The sequence below is a fragment of the Sulfurospirillum arcachonense DSM 9755 genome, assembly GCF_000597725.1.
Lineage (GTDB): Bacteria > Campylobacterota > Campylobacteria > Campylobacterales > Sulfurospirillaceae > Sulfurospirillum_A > Sulfurospirillum_A arcachonense.
Map to the genome: position 1 here is coordinate 242,462 of NZ_JFBL01000002.1, position 20,972 is coordinate 263,433.

A 20,972-nucleotide genomic window follows, 5' to 3' on the forward strand; every position below is an offset into this window, starting at 1 on the left:
TTAGGGAGGCTTTTATGAGATTTTCTTACAAACATCTTGTTGATAGATTTTTAATTCCAAGACCTACATTAATTGAATGGCAAAAAAGAGTTAAAAAAGATAAAGAAAACTGGCGTGTAAAACATCTTGAGTATTTACGTGAACAGCTTATCATCGAAGAGATGACCCTTGAGGAATTAAAAGCCAAACCTATATCAAGTGATGATGTTTTCCTTGCATGTGTATTCCTCTTTTTTAATAAACAGTGTGATTATATGCAAAAAAATAATTTTAAAAAAGACTTAAGGGCTTTTGCTTATGCTCATAGAGATGGTGTTGAGTACAAACATGATTTTGCTAAAAAAATATGGAATATTGAACTAAATGATGGAAGTGGAAGAAAAATTTCAAATTATTATAAATTGATTGATATATTAGATAGTATGACAGCTTCTCAATTTGGATTTTTTGTGAGACTAATAAAACAATTTATTGAAAAAATAGAAGAAAAAGTTATACCATCTCATACAGATTTATTAGATGGTATAACTTGGCAAGAGATGCATATGTATGAAAAAGCTTTTAGTGATAAGGTTATAAAAAAACATTTTTCTTTTTTATGTATTAATCATCAAGAGCCCTTGTTCACGTAGAGCACAAGCAGCTTTTCCCCAAGATGATGCATATTGTATGCCATTGTTTTTTATATCAAATTTTGTACAGATTGTAGTCATAAGCTCTTTTTCAAAAGAGTTAAATTTATCATCAATATGTACAAGTATCATTAGTTCCAAAAGAAGAATTTTTTGACTTTTTTGAGTTTTAAATTTTGATAAACACTCATCTAATGAATAGTTTTGCTCATCATAGATGATATCATCTATACCCATTTCAATACAATAATCATTTATTATTTCTTTTTCTTTTAGTCCAAAAAAACCATCTATTCTAGCTAAATGATGGGCGATATGTAAAAAGGCAAATTTTTCTATAGTTTTTAGTTGCATTAGTAGCATGAAGTAAATTCCTTTGAGTGATTTGGATATTATAAGTATTTTTTTTAAATATATGTTTAACAAACATCCTATTATTTTTAATAAAATTATATGGATAAAGTTAATTTTTATATTTATTAATTAGATATAATAAAGACTATTTATTAAGAAAAATTATTATAATTTGTAAATAATTTTTAAAATAATACTATTATTACGTCAATTTATAAAATATTATTGAAATAGTAAAAATCCTAGATAGGCTCTAAAATCAATTATTTTAGGCATTTATCTATAATATAAATAATATATATATTATTTTTTTAAACTTAATTTATAGTATATGTATATGATTTAACTATATTAATTCGTCAATTTAAAGTATTTTTTTTTAAATTAATTTAATAAAACTTTAATAAAACACTCTTTTTATCCGATTATAATGTTACAATTATTCTCAAATAACTTATAATTACCTTAAAAACATGTAATATTATGCTCATTCTTATTAAAAATCTGTTTAAATGATAAGTGAATAATCATTCAATGAATGTAAGTCATAATTTGAATGAATTCTTGATAGATAAAAAATCTTATAGGAGAAACTTATGGAACAAGCTGAACTGTACCAAAAGATTTCAGACAGACTCGGAGATCTTGCTAAGTTCGCACCGATGAAAGAGGATAAGTCAATTTCACAGCTAATGGAAGAAAAAGGTATTAGCCGTCGTGACTTTATGAAGTGGGCTGGAGGAATGACAGCAATGCTTTCTTTACCTTCATCTTTTACGCCACTTATGGCTAAGGCTGCGGAACTTACTGATCGTTTACCAGTAGTGTGGTTACATATGGCAGAATGTACTGGTTGTAGTGAAAGTTTACTAAGAACTGATGCACCAGGTATTGATAGTCTTATTTTTGATTATATCTCACTAGAGTATCATGAAACAATTATGAGTGCTGCTGGTTGGCAAGCAGAACATAATTTAGAAAGTGCTATTGAAAAATATAAAGGTAAATTTATATTAATGGTTGAGGGTGGAATCCCTGATGGAAGTAGCGACTTTTATTTAACAGTTGGACCTCATGGTAAAACTGGACGTAAACATGCTCAAGATGCTGCAAATGCTGCAGCTGCAATTTTTGCAATTGGAACATGTTCTAGTTTTGGTGGTGTACAAGCTGCATATCCAAACCCAACAAATGCACAAAGTTTAAGTAAAGTAACTGGAAAACCAGTTATTAATGTACCAGGATGTCCTCCAAGTGAGAAAAATATAGTTGGTAATGTACTTCACTATATTCTTTTTGGAACACTTCCAGCACTTGATGTTTTTAATCGTCCAAAATGGGCTTATGGACTTAGAATCCATGACTTGTGTGAAAGACGTGGTCATTTTGACGCAGGTGAATTCGTACAAGAATTTGGCGATGAAGGTGCAAAACAAGGTTACTGTCTATACAAAGTAGGTTGTAAAGGGCCTTATACATTTAATAACTGTAGTAGAGAAAGATTTAATCAACATACTTCTTGGCCTGTTCAAGCAGGACATGGTTGTATTGGTTGTAGTGAACCAGATTTTTGGGATGCTATGGGACCATTTGAAGAGCCTCTTGGTAGTAAATTGTATCAAACAGTTTATGGAGAAGGTGCAGATATGACTGCAGATAAAGTTGGTGTCGCAGTACTAAGTGCAACAGCAGTAGGTATCGCAGCACATGCAGCAATAGCAGCCGTAAAAGGCGCTCCAAAAACTGAAGAATAAGCCAGAAGGAATAATTAATGAGTAAAAGAATTGTAGTTGACCCTATTACTAGAATTGAGGGACACTTAAGAGTTGAAGTTATCGTAGATGACAACAACGTAGTTACGGAAGCTTATTCTTCAGCGACTCTATGGAGAGGATTAGAAAATATCCTCAAAGGTAGAGACCCTAGAGATGCTGGTTTCTTTACACAAAGAATTTGTGGTGTTTGTACATACTCACACTACAAAGCAGGTATTATGGCAGTTGAGGATGCTTTAGGTATTGAGCCTCCATTAAACGCTAAATTAACAAGAACATTAATGAATACAGCATTATTTATGCATGATCATCCTGTTCATTTTTATCATTTACATGGTCTTGATTGGGTTGATGTTGTTTCTGCTTTAAGTGCAGATCCTGCAAAAGCTAGTAAAGATGCATTTAAATATACTGAAACTCCAATGTATACAGGTGAAGATCATCTTAAAGCTGTACAAAAAAGAGTAGCTGAGTTTGTTAAAAAAGGACATCTTGGACCATTTGCTAACGCATATTGGGGACATCCGACATATAAACTAACTCCAGAGCAAAACTTGATCGCTGTATCTCACTATCTTGAAGGTCTTAAGATACAAAGAACAGCTGCTCAAATGATGGCTATTTTTGGTGCGAAACAACCACATCCACAAAGCTTAACTGTTGGTGGTGTAACTTGTATTATGGATCTTCAATCTCCTGCACGTTTAGGGGAGTATTTAGTGAAGTTTCAAGAAGTTAAAGCATTTATTGATAATTGTTATTATCCAGATGTTGTTATGGCAGGTGGTATGTATGCAGGTGAGCCTAGTGTTAATGCTGGTCTTGGTACTGCTAACTTATTTACATATAAAGAATTCCCATTAAATGCTAGTGAATATATGTTTGATAGTGGTTTGATGATGGCTGAAGATGTTATTAATTTAGTATCTGGTAAAGAGTTTAAAATTCATGATTTAGACGAAAGTAAAATCACAGAAGAGGCAACTCATGCTTGGTACCAAAATGATGAAGCACTTCATCCATATGATGGAAAAACAAATCCTAACTATACTGGATTTAAAGACGCTGAAACAATTAATGACAAAGGTGAGTTAGCTCATTCTAAAGTTATTAAAGAAAATGAAAAATATACTTGGATTAAAGCACCTCGTTATGATGGTAAGCCACTTCAAGTAGGACCATTAGCTAATATAGTTATAAACTATGCTAGAGGTAATCAACGTGTTGTTAAAGTAGTAAACCAATTTTTAAAAGATACGGGACTTCCTATAACAGCAGTTGCATCAACTCTTGGTAGAACAGCTTGTCGTATGCTTGAAGCAAAAGTTGTTGCTGATAATGCTTTAGAAGCATTTAATGCATTAATTGAAAATTTAAAAGTTGATGATTCAACATTTACAAGCTATAAAATTGACAAGAATAAAGAGTACAAAGGTCGTTACATGGGTAATGTACCTCGTGGTGTATTAAGTCACTGGGTTAGAGTGAAAAATGGTGTGATTGAAAATTATCAAGCTGTAGTTCCATCAACTTGGAATGCAAGCCCTAAAGATGCTAATGGTGTTCGAGGACCTTATGAAGAGTCTTTGATTGGTTTGCCTATAGCTAACCTTGCTCAACCGTTAGAAATTATAAGAGTTATTCACTCTTTTGATCCATGTATTGCTTGTGCAGTTCACGTAATGGATACAAAAGGTAATGAGATGGGCTCTTATAAAATAGATCCTAATGGTGCAAGTTGTTAAAAGACAAAAGGAGAGTTAACAATGCCAAAAAGAAAGATTGAATTTGAATTTTCTGCTGGTTTACGCTGGACACATTGGATTAGAGCAATAGCAATATTTGTTTTAACTGTGACTGGTTTTTATCTTGCTTATGTCTTTGTTGCACCAAATGCATCAGATGAGCCTGTGCTATTTTTAAATGCAAAATTTAGAATGTGGCATGAGATCGCAGGATTTATATTAATAGCTGTTACTTTGTACAAAACTTATTTATTCTTTGTTGATAGAATAAGTAAAAAAGAAAGAATAGCTTTCTTAGACTTTATTAGTCCTAAGATTTGGATACAGCAGATTAAATATTATCTATTTTTAGGAGAACATCCTAAATTACGTGGAGTATATAATCCGCTACAGTTTGTTGCATATATTGGTTTATATGCTATGGTATTTGCTATATGTATAACAGGACTTGTTTTATATGTTCATGTTTATCATGATGGTATTGGTGGAATGTTATATGATTATATGCGTCCATTAGAAGTTATGATGGGTGGATTAGCAATGGTTCGTGAAATTCATCATATAGCAATGTGGGGTATATTGATTTTTGTTCCTGTTCATATTTATATGGCAATCTTTAACTCAATTATGGGTAAAGAAGGTTTAATTGATTCAATTATCAGTGGATATAAATTCATAAACGAAGACCACTAAGTAGTTAATGTGAAGATATTAGCCTTAGGTATAGGCAATGTAGTGTGCGCCGACGAAGGAGTCGGCGTGCATTTATGCCGCATGATTGAAAAGAATTATAAGTTTACTTCTAAAGAACATACTCTTACTTTTGTTGATGGTGGTACATTAGCAGAACGTCTTATCCCAATTATTGTAGAATATGATTACATGATAATGTTTGATTGTGTTGATGCAAATGATGGTATAATAGGAGATGTTTACTTTTTTGATTTTGACAATGTCCCAAACTCTATATCATGGCAAGGAAGTGCTCACGAGGTTGAGATGCTTCAAACTTTGATGATGATGGATATGGTTGGGGATAGACCCACAACAAAAATCATAGGTATTATTCCAGAAGTTATTTCTGATACTACATTAGAAATGTCAGAACCAGTTATTAAAGGAAGTGCTTTAATGGAAAAAACATTTTTAAAGCATATTAGTGAACTGGGTTTAAAATATGAAAAAATCGCGAACTTTGATATTCAAGAAGTAGCCCAAAGTGCGTGTGAAAGAGAAGAGATCGTCTAATGATATTGTCGTTTGAGTTCCATTATATTTCCCAAAATGCTCTTTTAGAAAATATGTTAGAGAGTATATGTAGAGATTTTGAAATCTCTTATAAAATTGGTAAAAAAGAAAATGTTATTAACTTATATGTAAAAGGTGATGAACAAGTTCTTACTGACTTTTCTAATTTTATTGCACAAAGATTACCTTTATCAATATTTTTTAAATCAACAGCAGTAAATGTTGTTGAAACAATAGAAAACACAATGGAAAATATAAATGAATGTACTTTATGTGTTCCATATACACCTAAAACTATCTTTACATGTCAAGATAAAGATAGTGTACTTTTTCTCAATCCATTAATAAATAATGAAGTAGGAATTGCTACTTTTAATGCAAAAGGTGTATTATTAAAAGAAAATACTACAACAATTATCGATGCAAATGAAACAAAGAGCTTTGATACTTTATATGATGAAGTATCAAAACTTGTTAGTAGTGGTGAAGAAGTTTATATAAATTCTGCTAGTGGTTCATATGTTATTGGAAAAATTGATGAATCTTTTAAAGAAAAAAAAGATTTTATTGTTATTCCTACTGATCTTTCAGTTGTCGAAAAGATGGTTGTTTGTAGGGAAAATGAAATTAAAGCACTTGCAAGTTTAGAAAAACCAACTATTAAATTTAAAGTGAATTTACTATACAGTTCAAAAGATATTTTGGCAGAAAATAGAGTGAAATTAAAGTTAAGTGATGAGTTATTACTTCAAAATATTTGTGAAAGACTTCACCGAGATGGTATCGATTTTATTTATAGAGACGAAAATAAAAGTGTTACATGTAAATATGCTTTAGAAATAGATGGAAAATTTACACTATTGCCTCAGGTTGAAGTATGTGTACTTGAAAATGGTGAAATACTTATAATAAGTGGCGATGGATATAGTGCCCCAGTAATAAAAAAGAATTTGAAAAAATTTGATGTTGCTGCTCATGCACAATTTGCGTCTATTATGCAAGAACATAATCTTTTTGATAAAAAAGTTAGTTGTTTTTACTTGAGTAAAACAAATGATGATGTGTTAATGCATATTTCAGAAAAGACAGGGATGCTTGATTTGATTAAGTTTCCTATTGATAAAGATATTAAAGAGATTTTTGCATCTATCTCAGAAGATGAAATAGGGCAAAGACTTTTAGCAAATTATAAACAACAGTTTCCTGAGTTTTATGCAAATGCTTTGAACTATCAAATTCCAGATAATGCTCCAAACAATATATATACTATCTTTGGATTAGTTGCTGTTATACTTGGAATTAGTGATAATATAAAAGATGGTAGTGAAAAAGTAGTAGAGTTAGCAGAAGATTTTGGTGGACAAAAAGGCCCTAGTATAGATTTTTTATTGATTGATAAAGAGTCTATAAAATCTGATTTTGATATATTAAAACTTATTAGAAGTTCTATAAGTTTTAAACTTGCTGGTAGTGATGATACAACTTTAAGTTTTGGTTTGATGGAAGCATTAGCTTTTTTCTTATCAAATTCATCAGATTCTTGTAAAGAGAACTTATCAAGCGAAAAAACTTTACTTTGTGGCTCATTCTTTGGTGTTAGAAGATTTGCTGAACTAGCATGTAAAAATATTCAAGCAAGTTCTAAAATTTGTTTAAATAGAGAATTGCCTATTGATAATTAAACATTTTAATTTTGCAGTAGAAGGTATAGTGCAAGGGGTGGGCTTTCGCCCCTTTATTTATACATTGGCATTACAATATAATCTAAATGGTTATGTACTAAATGACTCTTCAGGTGTTAAAATATCCGTAGAGGGTGAAGTTGAACATATAAATAGTTTTGAAAAAGATTTGTATGTTCAATTACCTCCTTTAGCGAGAATTGATCAACTTAGAAAAAAAGAATTACCTTTAGAAAACTTCAAACAATTTATCATAAGTAAAAGCTCTGAGCAAAAGTTAAAATACTCATTAGTCTCCCCAGATTTTGCTATGTGTGATGATTGTTTAAATGAATTAAAAGATAAAAACAATAGAAGATATAATTACTTTTTTACCAATTGTACTAATTGTGGACCTAGATACTCCATTATAAAAACAGTTCCTTATGATAGACCCAATACATCTATGAGTTCATTTAGTATGTGTGAAGAGTGTAAAAAAGAGTATGAAAACCCACTTGATAGACGTTATCATGCACAACCTATTAGTTGTATTAAATGTGGGCCTACATTATCTTTAAAAGATATGACTGGCAAAATAATAGCCACAAACGTAGATGCTATTGATAAACTAGCGATATTTATAAAAGAAGGATTTATTGTAGCAATGAAAGGGATGGGTGGATTTCATCTTATATGTGATGCAACCAAAGAAAAGACACTTCTTTCTTTAAGAGAGAAAAAAAATAGACCTTCAAAACCTTTTGCTCTTATGATGAATTCATTTGAAATGATAGAGTTATATTGTCATATAAATCAGAGTGAAAAAACAAGAGTTACTTCAAATGATAGACCTATAGTATTACTCAAAAGAAAAGAAAATACTTTAAGTCCACTAATAGCACCATTTATAGATAGGTTAGGAGTGTTTTTAGCCTATACTCCTTTACATGTAATGCTATTAGAAAAGTTAAATTTTCCTATAGTTGCTACGAGTGCAAATAAATCAGGTGAACCAATAATTACTAATGAAGATGATTTAAAAATGAAGTTAGATGGAGTAATAGATTATTATTTGGATTATAATAGAGATATTGTAAATGCAAGTGATGATAGTGTCTTGCAAGTAATTGATGGCAAAGATTTAATTATGAGAGCTTCTCGTGGACTTACTCCTATCTCCTTTAGAGTCAACAGTAAAGAAAAACGAAAAATTTTAGCAGTTGGAGCACATCAGAAAAATGCTATTGCTTTTTATATGAACAATCAAGTTATTCTTAGCCCTTATATAGGAGATTTAGACAATATAGCAACTATTGATTCTTTTAAAAAGACACTAGAAACATTTAAAAAGTTTTATAATTTTGAGCCAGATTTGATTGTAGGAGATAAACATCCTCTGTATGAATCAACAAAATGGGCAAAATCACAAAATATTCCTTTTATACAAATACAACACCATTATGCACATATCTTAGCATGTATGTTTGAACATAATATTGATCAAAAAGTACTTGGGATTGCGTGGGATGGTACTGGATATGGTGATGATGGAACTATTTGGGGTGGAGAATTTTTTATATGTGATAGAAATTCATATAAAAGAGTTGCCTATTTTGAGCCATTTTTACTTTTAGGCGGTGATGCTAGTATAAAAGATATAAAACGAATAGCACTATCTATGATTCTTGATTGTGAGGAAAATACTATATATCAAGAATTTCTGACAAATTTTAAAAATTCTGAGCTCAATCTTTTAAAACAGATACATAAAAAAGAGTTAAATTCTCCGAAGTGTTCAGCTGTTGGAAGACTTTTTGATATGGTTGCAGTTATATGTGGTGTTTGCGATAAAGTAAGTTATGATGGTGAAAGTGGATTAATCTTAGAAGGACTTTATGATGAAACTATACGAGAATCATATGATTTTTACTTAAATGATGGTGTTATTAAGTATAAGCATACAATCAAAGAAATGATTAATGATAAGAATGCTATACTGATTGCTTCAAAATTTATGAATGCTTTAGTTAACATACTTTGCAACATAATAGAAAAATATGACTTTCAAGCTCTTCTTAGTGGTGGGGTATTTCAAAATAAAACTCTTTTAGAACAGATTTTAAAAAAGAAAAATAATATCATCTTTCAGAGTAAACTCCCTATTAATGATGGTTCAATTGCTATTGGACAATTATTTTATATGCTTCATAATAAATATTAATATTATCTCTTATATCTTTTTAAGCTTATTCATATTACACTAAGAACGTGGATTTTAATTAAAAAGGATAAGTTATGGATAACAATGTAATTAGGTTTAGCGTTTCGCTACCTGAAAAGCTATTGGTAGAGTTGGATAAAAAGGTTAACGAGCAAGGTTACGCTTCTAGAAGTGAATACACTCGTGATTTAATTCGTGAAAGACTAGTAAAAGATAGTTGGAAAGAAGATGATACAGAAGTTATCGGTGTTTTAACTATGATTTATACTCATCATCAAAATGATTTAGTAGATAGAATATTAACAATACAACATGATGCAAAAATAAAAATCATGTGTAATACTCATGTACATATTGATCATGATAATTGTTTAGAAACAATTATGATCCAAGGTGCTGTAAATGAGATTAAAGATTTTTCTCAAAAAATTGGTGGCCTAAAAGGTGTGAAATTTTCTAAACTTGTTGAAGCAGCCGTTCCAGCATCTTAGAATATATTAAAGAGCCATTCCTATGGCTCTTATCTCTTTATATTTATCCATAGTTTCCAAAGTGTATTTTTTTGTTCTTTTTGTGTGTTATTGAATTTAAATTCATACTCTTTTAAATAATAGACAAAGTTTTCTCTAGAAATACCTTTAAAATGAAGTAATTTTTTTTCTAAATATACCCAAAATCGTAATATTTGACTATCAAATTTTTCATAATGGATTAATTTGTGTCTATTTAGATATTGTGCATACTCTTTCATATATGTAAAATTTACATCTGTATTGTATAAATTATCATTTCGTAGATGAGAAAATTGGTCTGGAAGAAGTATAGTATATATGGAATTGTTGTAAACTTTTCCTAAGATACCTATTGAATCAAATAAATATTTTACTTTTCCTCTTTTATTTTTTGGCAAAAAATAGTACTCCTCATATTCACTAAAAGAATTGAGATTTTTTGCATAGACTTCTTCTACATGTAAAAGAATAAGTTTTCTAAAATCCATATATCTGTCTTTAACCGATTTATAGTTTACATGTAAAGCATCTGCACACTGTTTTGCACTGATATCATTACAAAAATAATTCATAATTTCATAATCTTTTTCTAACTTAGAAAAACTATATTTTTTTTTACATTTAGCACATTTAAATGATGTTTTAGAAACAATATAAAGTTGTTTGCACTCACAAAATGGGCAAAGATTTGGATTTAGATTATTCATAGAATTATTTTTCCTAAAAGTAACTAAGAAATAGCTGATTTTATATATCTCTTAAGCAAAAAGCTTATAATGAATTCAGTTCAGTTCAGACTTGTTAGAAATAAAAAACATTAGGAGAATATATGTGTAAAGATTGCGGATGTACTATAGCCCCTCATGCTCACACACATGAGCATGGTGGGCACACTCATGATCATGGACATGGACATGGTGCGCATACTCACTCACATGAGCAACACCCCAACCCCCAGTTAAATGATCCAAAAACTATTGAAGTTATTACAAAGATATTAGATGTCAATGATACTCAAGCAGCGCATAATAGAGAACATTTTGAAAAACATGGAGCACTTGCAGTGAATCTCATGAGTAGTCCAGGAAGTGGAAAAACTACTCTTTTAGAAGCTACAATTGATCATGGTGGAGTTAAGTTAGGTGTAATTGAAGGTGATTTAGAAACAAATCAAGATGCAGATAGGATTTTAGCAAAAGGAGCTCCAGCTCATCAAATAGCAACAGGACAAGCATGTCATCTTGATGCTCATATGGTTCATGAAGGACTTCATCATATGCCAATAGATGGTTTAGATGTTGTATTTGTTGAAAATGTAGGTAACTTAGTTTGTCCAGCTTCATATGATGTAGGAACTCATTTTAACGTTGTTTTGCTTTCAGTTCCAGAAGGTGATGACAAACCAGCAAAATATCCCGTAATGTTTAGAACAGCAGATGTTTTACTCATAACAAAGTGTGATTTACTTCCTCATTTTGATTTTGATGTTGAAAAAGCTATAAAAGAGACAAGAAAACTTAATCCAAAAGTGGATGTAATAGAAGTTGATTCAAAAAGTGGTAAGGGAATTGATACGTGGGTTAACTACCTTAAAATGAAACAATCATTAAGATAAGGAAAAGTATGTGTTTATCAATACCTTCAAAAGTAGTAGAAATAGATGAAAACAATATGGCAACAGTTGACACTATGGGTGTCAAACGCCAAGTTACACTTGATTTGATAGGTGAACCTGTCGCAGTTGGTGAATATGTTCTTATTCATGTTGGTTTTGCTATGAATAAAATAGATACAGAAGATGCGCTAGAAAGTTTGCGGATATATGAAGAGATAGTAGCTGAAATGAATAGTGGGGCAATTGATCCTGAAGAAGGTGATATGAATTATGCAAAAGGTTGATTTAATTGAAGGGTTTCGTAATCCTGAACATATTAAAGCCTTAGCTGAGCTTATAAAAAAAGAAGCAACTCATAAAATAAATATTATGGAAGTTTGTGGTGGGCATACTCACACAATTATGAAGTTTGGTTTACCTCAGATTTTACCTCAGACTATAGAGTTTGTTCATGGTCCTGGATGTCCAGTTTGTATAATGCCAAAAGAGAGAATTAATCATGCTATAGAGCTAGCAAAGATGCCAAATACTATCTTAGCAACTCTAGGAGATATGATTAGAGTCCCTGGAAGCCAAACGAGTTTACAAAAACTTAGAGCAGAAGGTAAAGATATTCGTTCTTTGTATACTCCTCTTGATGTTATAAAGATAGCAAAAGAAAATCCCGAAAAAAATGTAATATTTTTTGCAATAGGATTTGAAACAACAACTCCTATGACAGCTGTACTTTTAGATACTGTTATAAAAGAGGGAATTAAAAATATATACTTTCATATAAATCACGTTACAGTTCCTGAAGCAGTAGATACTATTATGGGTGATGGAGATGCAAAAATAGATGCGTTTCTTGGACCAAGTCATGTAAGTGTTATAACAGGCTATAAAATATATGAGCCAATTGTTGAAAAATACAATACTCCAGTTGTTGTTGCTGGGTTTGAGCCAACAGATGTTATGGAATCAATTTTAAGAATTGTAAGACAGTTTAATACTGGAGAAAAACGATTTGTTGATAATGAATATGCTCGTGCAGTTAGTCGTGAAGGTAATATAAAAGCACAAGAGCTTATCAATAAATATATGAAAAAAAGAGAACATTTTAGATGGAGAGGTATTGGAGATATTCCTAAAAGTGCTTTAAAACTAAAAGATGAATATGCTGCATATGATGCAGAAGTTAAGTTTAAACAAGTATTACCTACACAAGAGTTAGACGATCATAAAGCTTGTATATGTGGAAGTATTTTAAAAGGTTTAGCAAAACCATATGATTGTAAAGTTTTTGGTAAAGCTTGTACTCCAAGTGCTCCTATGGGATCATGTATGGTTTCAAGTGAAGGTGCATGTTCAGCTTATTTCAAATACGGTAAATTAACCGCAAAGGGTGCTTAATGAGTAAAAAAATATTGCTTTCTCATGGTGGTGGTGGAGAAGAGACACAATCACTTATAAAAGATCTATTTTTTAAACACTTTGAAAATGATATTCTTTTAAAAATGGAAGATGCTGCTGCACTTACTATGAATACAAAAAGGATTGTTTTTACAACAGATTCATTTACAGTTTCTCCATTGTTTTTCAATGGTGGAAATATAGGAAAGCTTGCAATTGCTGGTACTGTCAATGACCTTGTTATGATGGGTGCAAAGCCAAAGTATCTTACTTGTTCTTTTATGATAGAAGAGGGGTTTTTATTTAGTGAACTTGAAACTATTGTAATGACGATGCGTGATGAAATGGCAAAGAGTGGTGTTTTAATAGTCGCAGGGGATACAAAAGTGGTTCCAAAAGGGGGTGTTGATGGACTTTTTATCAATACTTCTGGAGTTGGTGAAATTATGGTTGAAGGTATTTCAGCACATAATTTAAAACCAAATCATTCTATATTAGTTTCAAACGAAGTTGGAAATCATGGAGCATGCATCTTGGCTAGGCGTGAAGATATAGAGTTAGAGACTGAGCTTAAAACTGACTGTGCAAGTCTTTGGAAGCCAGTTGAAGCTTTAATAGAAGCTGGAGTAAAAGTTGTGGCTTATAGAGATGCAACTCGTGGAGGGCTTAGTGCTGTTTTAAATGAGTGGGCAGAAACATCAAATGTATGTTTAGAAGTAGATGAAGATAAAATTCCAGTTGCTCCAGAAGTAAAGGGAATTTGTGAAATGCTAGGATTTGAGCCTTATGAATTTGCAAATGAAGGTACTATGGTACTTTGTGTAGAAGAGGGTGAAGAGCAAAAAGCACTTGATATACTACATAAATTTGAAGAAACAAAAAAAGCTTCTTTTATAGGAAAAGTAAATGACAAATATGAAAATAGAGTTATTTTAAATACTCCTTGGGGAAGTAGTAGATTTTTAGAGCCTCCTAAGGGTGAGCTTTTACCAAGGATTTGTTAATGCATGAGTTTTCAATAGTACAGGATTTATTGCATATGTGTGAAAAGAATGCACAAGAAAATAATGCAAATAAAATCAAAAAAGTAGAAGTAAAAATAGGAAAACTTAGTGGAGTTGAGCCTCATCTTTTACAAACTGCTTTTGATACATTTAAAGAAAAAACTATTTGTGATGGTGCTGAGTTTGTAATTCATGTCCAAGAGTTAGTCGTGGGCTGTCGTAAATGTGAAGAAGAAAGTGTTTTAGAAAAAAATACTTTCGTATGCCCAAAATGTGGTGGTGATGTTGAAGTGCTAGATGGTGAAGATATGTACCTTATGCGTTTAGAGATGGAATAATTTATATTGGGCAATACTGTTGAATATGCCCAATATTTTATGCTTTTAATTCAATTCTTCTAAGATTTTTTGAGTAACTTCATTGTTGTAATTATGAACTATTATCTGTGATTGAAATAGTTCATTTAGCTCTATTATAAATATTGCTACTAAAATTCCGATTCCAACTCCAAAATATATATTTTCATCGAAAAGTAATACAATTCCTACTATGAATAAAATAAGATTTATTGCACCTTTAAGCCATTTTTTTAAGTATAAATGATGTATACCTGTTAAAAATAACCAATTGAGTACTGCGTAAGTATCAGGATCTTTTATCTCTTTTTCTATTTTTTCATAAAATTGTTTTTTGAGATTATCTGGCAGATTTTGAACTTTTTCTCGTAAAATATCTTCTTCTTTTACAACTTTGTCTTTATTTAACATAATTATCTTCCTAGCGTAATTACAACAGCTTCTCTAGTCCAAAATAATAAGAATCTTTTTTGTTCTATAACTTGAAAAACAACTTGCCATCCATCTACTACTTCTTTATTAAGAGCGGTTTCCATTTTTTTTATAGGAATTCCTGATGCTCCTAAAAATATCGTTCCTAGTCCACCTTCTACAACATGTATTACTTTGTATTCTTTATAAGTCATCATTTATCCTTAATTTATTTAAGGTGTATTATATATCCATTAAACTTAAAAAATATTATTTAAGTCCTTGTTCTCGTAACTTATCTTTTTTACTTTTTCTTTTACCTTTAACTGGTGCTTTGCCTTTTTTTTGTTTTGGTGCTTCACCTTCTAATTCAAAACCTTCTATTTGCTCTTTATTAAGCTTGATATCACAACGTTTTTCAATAAGTTTAAAGTGAGCCATATCTTCATGACTTATGAAAGTTATAGCATCACCCGATTTCCCAGCTCTTGCTGTACGTCCTATACGATGAATATAATCAGCAGCAGATCGAGGAAGGTCAAAATTTATAACACAATCTATATTATCAACATCAAGTCCACGAGCTGCAATATCTGTTGAAAAAAGTACTTGGATTTTTTTATCTTTAAAATCTTCTAGAGTATATACCCTTTCATCTTGTTCAAGCCCACCATGAAAGGACTCTGCTTCTATACCATGTTTTCTAAATTTTTCTGCGATATTATCAGTTGCTCTTTTTGTAGCCATAAAAACTAAAACAAGTTCCCATGGGTTTGTTTTAATAAGATGTCTTAGAAGTGGTCCTCTATTTTTATGATTTACTTCTATCGCTCTTTGATTTATATTTTGAACAGTTTGTGTCTCATTTTCAACTTCAACTTCGATAGGATTTAGAGTTATTTTTTTTGCAATGTCAATCATTTTAGGAGGATAAGTTGCTGAAAAAAGAAGATTTTGACGAGTTTTAGGTAACTCTTTGAGTATGAGGTCTAACTCTTCTGCAAAACCTAAATCAAGCATTTTATCTGCTTCATCTAAAACAAAAAATTCTAGTTTTGAGAGATTCATCTGCTTTTTGCTGATGACATCAAGCAATCTTCCTGCTGTTGCAACTACTACATCACAACCTTGTTGTATATTGTAAAGTTGATCACCAATACTCTGTCCACCAATAATACTCACTATTTTTGGTTTCTTATCAAAAAACTCACTAAAAGTTCTAAATACTTCTGCTACTTGCAGAGTTAACTCTCTTGTAGGAGTAATAACAAGCGCTTTTATCTTAGGTTTTCCTTCTGGCATATTTTCTAACCAAAGATTTAGTATAGGTAAGACAAAACTAGCTGTTTTTCCACTTCCTGTTTGGGCCCTTGCCATTAAATCTTCTTTCTCAAGGATAAGAGGAATTACTTTTTCTTGTATAGGGGTTGTTTTTTCAAAATTATTTGTTTTTAAAGCTTGTTCAATTTGTTGTGATAGTTTAAATTTATTAAATGACATTTTTTTCTTTCTAAGGAAGTTATTTAGTATATCTAATTTTGATTTAACGTGCTGTTAAAGTACCAATAGAGTTAAGCTTTTATAATGTGTTCCATCTTTGCATGTAAATAAAAAGCAATTAGAATTAGAGATACTCCTGATATCCAAAATATAAGATCAAAATCATCATATAGTTTAATGGGATAGAAGAAAATTGGCGATAGAAAAAAACCACAGTAAGTACTAGATGTTAAAAATGAGCTTCCTTGCAATCTATTTTCTGCTGGAATTTTATCTAATAACCATTTAGCAATACATATGTGTATCAATCCTGTTGAAATACCAGTGATAATACTAGCAAGGAAAAAATATCCAAATGTACTAACACTAGCCATCATCAAAAAAGAGATAGCTTTTAAATGTAAACTACCAACAAGAAGTTGTTTCAAGGTAAACTTTTTATTCAAATAACCAAAAAAGGAGGCACTAAATATAGCGAGTAAAAAATTACAACTAATAAGGACTCCAATATACGCATTTAAATCAAGTTGATTTAGTAAAAATGGAAGTTGTGTTGGAAGAATATAAAAAAATAGATTAAGTAAAAAAGAAAAAAAGAAAATAGGAAAATACTTTTTGAATAGTTCTGATTGAGGTTTTATCTCTTCAACAATATTGTTTTTCCCTTTTAGTAGTAAAATACTCGTTGCTACAACAATAAATATAAGTAAATATAGAAAAAAACAGTATCTCCATGAATAGTTACCAACCCAGCTTCCAAGCATAGTAAAGACTATTCCTGCTAAAAAAGCAAAAGAGCGTTGGTGTCCTAAAAAGACGTTACGTTGATGTCCTTCAAAATAATCGCCAATCAAAGAGAAGAAAATACTAGAAATAGTTGCAATTCCAAATCCAAATAAAAATCTTGCTATCAAAATATAATAGATATTATCTAATATACCAGTAAATGCACCCAATATTGCACAATAAAAAAGAGCATAGATAAAAACTTGTTTCTTTTCCCATATTTTTGTCAAATGATGAACAAAAGGTGCAAAGAGAGTAATAGAAATAAAAGGGATAGTTACAATTAATTGGCTTAATAAATGTATATTTTTCATTCCAGCGAAATATTCACTAATATTAGGAAGCGAAGCCATTAAAACAGTACTTGTCATTAATGTTAAAGGAGAAATAATTAACAGTGCAAAATAAGTTATTCTTTTATCCATTTATATCCTTGGATGACATTCTATCTAATTTTAAATAAATATCATTTTAGTGATTTATTTTTTAGTATTTATATTTAATTTAGATTGTTTATTTAACTAAACTTTTAATGTTGATTAAAAGTTATTTTCTATTATTAGTTTACAATTAGCTTACAAAACTAAAAATCATCTTTAAGAAAAGATGAAAAAAGGATATAAAATGAAGATGGGTACTTTACTTTCATCAGCTTTAGTTGCAGGAATGTTAATAAGTGTTGCACCAGTTAATGTAATGGCACTAGGTGGTCCGAGTGGTCCAAAAATTGATTATCAAGTAACAGGAAAAATTGGGCAAGTTGAAATGGATCCTTATGGATATGCACCTTTAACAGCTGTGATTAGAGATGGTGGTTACGATTTAAGTGATGTTCATGTAAAAATTGTGCCTAAAAAAGGTGGTCAAGTTATAGAATATGATGTAACAGATAACAAGATAAAACAAAATGGCGGTATTCCTGTTTTTGGTTTATATGCAGATTATAAAAATAAGATTGAAGTAAAATATACACGTAACTTCAATGGAAAAATAGAAAAAATTAAAGAAGCATATACTATTTATGCACCACCTGTATATCAAACTGGTTCTGGTAAAAGAGGACAAAATGGTCTACCGTTTGCAAAAGTAGAAGTTAAAAAAGTTGATAAAGAGTTTAGTGATAGATTGTATCTTGTTAACAACATTCAAGGGAAAAATGCAAAATCTGCTCAAATGATATGGAATAATCCAGCTGGTGGTGCATTAGAGTGGAACTATCCTTCAAATGCGTTTATTGTTGATACACATGGTGAAGTACGCTGGTATATCAATACTGAAGAACTAATACAATATGATAACATGTTTAGAACAGGTATTATGATGGGCTTTCAACAAAATAATGATGGTGCTCTAAGTTGGGGTTTTGGACAACGTTATGTAAAATATGATCTAATGGGTCGTGAAATTTTTGATAGACAACTACCAAAATCATACAATGACTTCTCTCACTCAATGGAATCTCTAGATAATGGAAATTTCATTTTACGTGTAGCATCTTCAAATAAAAAAAGACCAGATGGAAGAAATGTTAGAACTGTTCGTGATGTAATCCTTGAAGTAGATGCTCAGGGTAATGTTGTTGATGATTGGAAACTATATGATATTTTAGATCCATATCGTTCTACTGTTATGACATCATTAGATCAAGGTGCTGTATGTTTAAATGTTGATGCATCTGCTTCTGGACATACTATGACTAAAGAAGATATTGCAAAGATGGATAAATCTGACCATTTTGGTGATATTGTTGGTTCAGGACCTGGTAGAAACTGGGCACATGTAAACTCTGTTGATTATGATAAAAGTGATGATAGTATCATCATTAGTTCTCGTCATCAATCTGCAAATATTAAAATTGGTCGTGATAAAAAAGTAAAATGGATTCTTGGTGCACATGAAGGCTGGGGTAAAGAATATCAAGATAAACTTCTTACACCAATTGATGCAAAAGGAAATAAAATTGTTTGTGAAAATGGTAAATGTCCAGGTTACCTTGATGAAGATAAAGGTGGATTTGATTGGACATGGACACAACATACTGCTTTCGTAATCGATAGTAAATCAAATAAAGATGTTACTTATCTTTCAGTTTTTGATAACGGAGATGGTCGTGGTCTTGAGCAACCTGCTATAGCTAGTATGAAATATTCACGTGCTGTTATTTATAAAATTGATCAAAAGAAAATGACTGTCCAACAAGTATGGGAATATGGTAAACAAAGAGGTAATGAATGGTACTCACCTATTACTTCAATTACAGAGTATGAAAAAGATAAAGACTCTATAATGGTTTATTCAGCAACAGCTGGTATGGGTGGATATGACTTTAAAAAAGGTAAACCTATGGGAGCACCAAAACCAGAAATTGTAGAATTTAAATGGGGTTCAACTGTTCCTTCTGTTCAAATGAAATTTTATGGTACGGGCGCAGGATACCAAGCAATGCCGATTAGTGTTAGTAAAGCATTTAGTGGTAAATAATCCTAAAAGAGGCATATCTTATAGTATATGCCTCTTTTTATGTTATAATTGATTATGCTATATAATTAATTATTAAGGGTATTAATGGCTCAAGAGTTAAAGGAGTTTTTTAATTTAAAAAATAGTGAAGTTGAACATATTTTAGATTTTAGTTTTCAAAAAAAATATAATAAAGGTGAAATACTATTTTATAGTGGTGAAATACTTGATAAGCTATATTTTCTTCTAAAGGGAACAGTAATGGCATTTCAAGTAGATAGTAATAATAAAAAAATAGTTTGGCATATCTTTAAATCTCCATGTCTTATAGGGGAAGGTTTTCTCCTTCAAGAAACAATTAAACCTGTTATAATCAATACCGAATTTCTTACAGATGGTGAAGTAATAAAAATTGATTTTGCCAAATTTGAAAGTCATTATATGAATAGGCCAGAAATACTTTATAAAATGTTACGATCACTTAGTCATAAATTAACAAATTATCGACATTTTGTTGTCAATGAAAAATTTTATAATGCAACAGAAAAAGTAGCTTGTTTCCTTTTATATCATGAAACACTTTTGGAAAGTCTAAAACTTGGGGAAATCTCAATAATACTCAATATCCAACAACCAACACTCTCTAATATTCTTAAAGAATTTAGGAAAAACAAGTTAATTGAAGATAAAAAATTTAAAATTATAATTAAAGATAAAAAAGCTTTAGAAGAGCTTTTCATTCATAAATTTTAATCTTATAAAAAGTCCATTTTTATTTTACAATTTTTTGAACTAAATTCCTGTTAAATACTATAAAAACACTATTTACTTCTTTTAATCTACATTAAAAACTTTCATTGTTATTTCTATATAATTAATTTATAAAATTAAAATACATCTTTAAGTAAAGATATATAAAAGGAAAGAAAAATGTTGCGAAAAGTAATTTTAGCATTAGTAGTTAGTGCAGTAGCACTATTTGGAGCGGATTATAAGGAGGGAGTTAATTATAAGACTCTTGAGACACCACTTGTAGGTGTAGAAAAAGGAACTATAGTTAAAGTATGGAGCTATACATGTCCATTTTGTTATAAATATGATAAAGCAGTAACAGAGAAAGTAATTCACTCTATTCCTGGTGTAAACTTTGAAGTATGGCATCTATATACAAAAGGTACATATGGTCAACAAGGTTCAAACCTAATGGCAGTAGCACAAGCAAGAGATTTAGCTAATGGAATAAAAGATCCTCTAGATAAAAAAGGTCTTCTTAAAAAGATGAAATTTACATACTATA

Annotated in this window: 22 protein-coding genes; 16 read left to right on the forward strand and 6 right to left on the reverse strand. The window is 30.5% G+C overall.

What is annotated here, in order from left to right; all coding sequences use genetic code 11:
• Positions 1-14: 14 nt before the first annotated feature.
• Positions 15-632 carry a hypothetical protein gene (locus K354_RS0102870; RefSeq protein ID WP_024954004.1) on the forward strand — a complete coding sequence of 206 codons (618 nt, stop codon included), beginning with the start codon at positions 15-17 and terminating at the stop codon, positions 630-632.
• On the opposite strand, the gene K354_RS0102875 is transcribed toward K354_RS0102870, so the two are convergent.
• Complete coding sequence (locus K354_RS0102875) at positions 597-995, reverse strand: hypothetical protein (RefSeq protein ID WP_024954005.1); 399 nt, start codon at positions 993-995, stop codon at positions 597-599. The genes K354_RS0102870 and K354_RS0102875 overlap by 36 nt on opposite strands.
• A gap of 587 nt (positions 996-1,582) precedes the next feature.
• On the opposite strand from K354_RS0102875, the gene K354_RS0102880 reads away from it, so the two are divergent.
• From K354_RS0102880 to nikR, 7 genes are all read left to right on the forward strand, one after another.
• The gene (locus K354_RS0102880) at positions 1,583-2,740 is read left to right on the forward strand and encodes a hydrogenase small subunit (RefSeq protein WP_024954006.1); all 1,158 of its coding nucleotides are present in this window, start codon (positions 1,583-1,585) and stop codon (positions 2,738-2,740) included.
• A gap of 17 nt (positions 2,741-2,757) precedes the next feature.
• Positions 2,758-4,506 carry a nickel-dependent hydrogenase large subunit gene (locus K354_RS0102885; protein WP_024954007.1) on the forward strand — a complete coding sequence of 583 codons (1,749 nt, stop codon included), beginning with the start codon at positions 2,758-2,760 and terminating at the stop codon, positions 4,504-4,506.
• Positions 4,507-4,527: 21 nt separating this feature from the next.
• Positions 4,528-5,199: a Ni/Fe-hydrogenase, b-type cytochrome subunit gene (cybH, locus tag K354_RS0102890; protein WP_024954008.1), complete on the forward strand. Its 672-nt coding sequence runs from the start codon at positions 4,528-4,530 to the stop codon at positions 5,197-5,199.
• A gap of 9 nt (positions 5,200-5,208) precedes the next feature.
• Positions 5,209-5,754, forward strand: coding sequence for a HyaD/HybD family hydrogenase maturation endopeptidase (locus K354_RS0102895; RefSeq protein WP_024954009.1), 546 nt, complete (start codon positions 5,209-5,211; stop codon positions 5,752-5,754).
• Positions 5,754-7,436, forward strand: a complete 1,683-nt coding sequence (locus K354_RS0102900; protein WP_024954010.1) for a hypothetical protein — start codon at positions 5,754-5,756, stop codon at positions 7,434-7,436. Before K354_RS0102895 ends, K354_RS0102900 begins: the two co-directional genes overlap by 1 nt.
• Positions 7,426-9,639 (forward strand): carbamoyltransferase HypF, encoded by a 2,214-nt coding sequence (hypF, locus tag K354_RS0102905; RefSeq protein WP_051505381.1) that lies wholly within the window; start codon positions 7,426-7,428, stop codon positions 9,637-9,639. Before K354_RS0102900 ends, hypF begins: the two co-directional genes overlap by 11 nt.
• Before the next feature lie 74 nt (positions 9,640-9,713).
• Positions 9,714-10,130: a nickel-responsive transcriptional regulator NikR gene (nikR, locus tag K354_RS0102910; protein WP_024954012.1), complete on the forward strand. Its 417-nt coding sequence runs from the start codon at positions 9,714-9,716 to the stop codon at positions 10,128-10,130.
• A 29-nt stretch (positions 10,131-10,159) separates the two neighbouring features.
• Here the strand turns inward: nikR and K354_RS0102915 are convergent, their stop codons facing one another.
• On the reverse strand, positions 10,160-10,858 hold the full coding sequence (locus K354_RS0102915; RefSeq protein ID WP_024954013.1) for a hypothetical protein: 699 nt from the start codon (positions 10,856-10,858) through the stop codon (positions 10,160-10,162).
• Positions 10,859-10,980: 122 nt separating this feature from the next.
• Here K354_RS0102915 and hypB point away from each other — a divergent pair, with 122 nt between their 5' ends.
• Genes hypB through hypA form a run of 5 tightly spaced genes read left to right on the forward strand, consistent with a single transcriptional unit; the run spans position 10,981 to position 14,500 of the window.
• A complete protein-coding gene (hypB, locus tag K354_RS0102920) occupies positions 10,981-11,766 on the forward strand; it encodes a hydrogenase nickel incorporation protein HypB (protein WP_024954014.1) in 786 nt (261 codons plus the stop codon).
• An 8-nt stretch (positions 11,767-11,774) separates the two neighbouring features.
• Positions 11,775-12,050: a HypC/HybG/HupF family hydrogenase formation chaperone gene (locus K354_RS0102925; protein WP_024954015.1), complete on the forward strand. Its 276-nt coding sequence runs from the start codon at positions 11,775-11,777 to the stop codon at positions 12,048-12,050.
• Positions 12,037-13,158 (forward strand): hydrogenase formation protein HypD, encoded by a 1,122-nt coding sequence (gene hypD, locus K354_RS0102930; RefSeq protein WP_024954016.1) that lies wholly within the window; start codon positions 12,037-12,039, stop codon positions 13,156-13,158. Before K354_RS0102925 ends, hypD begins: the two co-directional genes overlap by 14 nt.
• The gene (gene hypE / locus K354_RS0102935; RefSeq protein ID WP_024954017.1) at positions 13,158-14,162 is read left to right on the forward strand and encodes a hydrogenase expression/formation protein HypE; all 1,005 of its coding nucleotides are present in this window, start codon (positions 13,158-13,160) and stop codon (positions 14,160-14,162) included. The genes hypD and hypE overlap by 1 nt, the downstream gene beginning before the upstream one ends.
• Entirely contained in the window at positions 14,162-14,500 is a 339-nt protein-coding gene (gene hypA, locus K354_RS0102940) for a hydrogenase maturation nickel metallochaperone HypA (RefSeq protein ID WP_024954018.1), read from the forward strand. The genes hypE and hypA overlap by 1 nt, the downstream gene beginning before the upstream one ends.
• Before the next feature lie 45 nt (positions 14,501-14,545).
• Here hypA and K354_RS0102945 read toward each other — a convergent pair whose 3' ends face one another.
• From K354_RS0102945 to K354_RS0102960, 4 genes are all read right to left on the reverse strand, one after another.
• Positions 14,546-14,929: a membrane protein gene (locus K354_RS0102945; protein WP_024954019.1), complete on the reverse strand. Its 384-nt coding sequence runs from the start codon at positions 14,927-14,929 to the stop codon at positions 14,546-14,548.
• Between the two features lie 2 nt (positions 14,930-14,931).
• On the reverse strand, positions 14,932-15,144 hold the full coding sequence (locus K354_RS0102950) for a DUF4177 domain-containing protein (RefSeq protein ID WP_217994596.1): 213 nt from the start codon (positions 15,142-15,144) through the stop codon (positions 14,932-14,934).
• 55 nt (positions 15,145-15,199) lie between these two features.
• Entirely contained in the window at positions 15,200-16,429 is a 1,230-nt protein-coding gene (locus tag K354_RS0102955) for a DEAD/DEAH box helicase (RefSeq protein ID WP_024954021.1), read from the reverse strand.
• A gap of 71 nt (positions 16,430-16,500) precedes the next feature.
• On the reverse strand, positions 16,501-17,640 hold the full coding sequence (locus K354_RS0102960) for an MFS transporter (protein ID WP_024954022.1): 1,140 nt from the start codon (positions 17,638-17,640) through the stop codon (positions 16,501-16,503).
• Between the two features lie 205 nt (positions 17,641-17,845).
• Here K354_RS0102960 and K354_RS0102965 point away from each other — a divergent pair, with 205 nt between their 5' ends.
• The 3 genes from K354_RS0102965 to K354_RS0102975 form a co-directional block, all read left to right on the forward strand.
• A complete protein-coding gene (locus tag K354_RS0102965) occupies positions 17,846-19,696 on the forward strand; it encodes an aryl-sulfate sulfotransferase (protein ID WP_037940145.1) in 1,851 nt (616 codons plus the stop codon).
• An 84-nt stretch (positions 19,697-19,780) separates the two neighbouring features.
• Positions 19,781-20,428 (forward strand): Crp/Fnr family transcriptional regulator, encoded by a 648-nt coding sequence (locus K354_RS0102970; RefSeq protein ID WP_024954024.1) that lies wholly within the window; start codon positions 19,781-19,783, stop codon positions 20,426-20,428.
• A 177-nt stretch (positions 20,429-20,605) separates the two neighbouring features.
• Positions 20,606-20,972, forward strand: a 367-nt coding sequence (locus tag K354_RS0102975) for a hypothetical protein (protein ID WP_024954025.1), incomplete at its 3' end; no start/stop codon positions are given.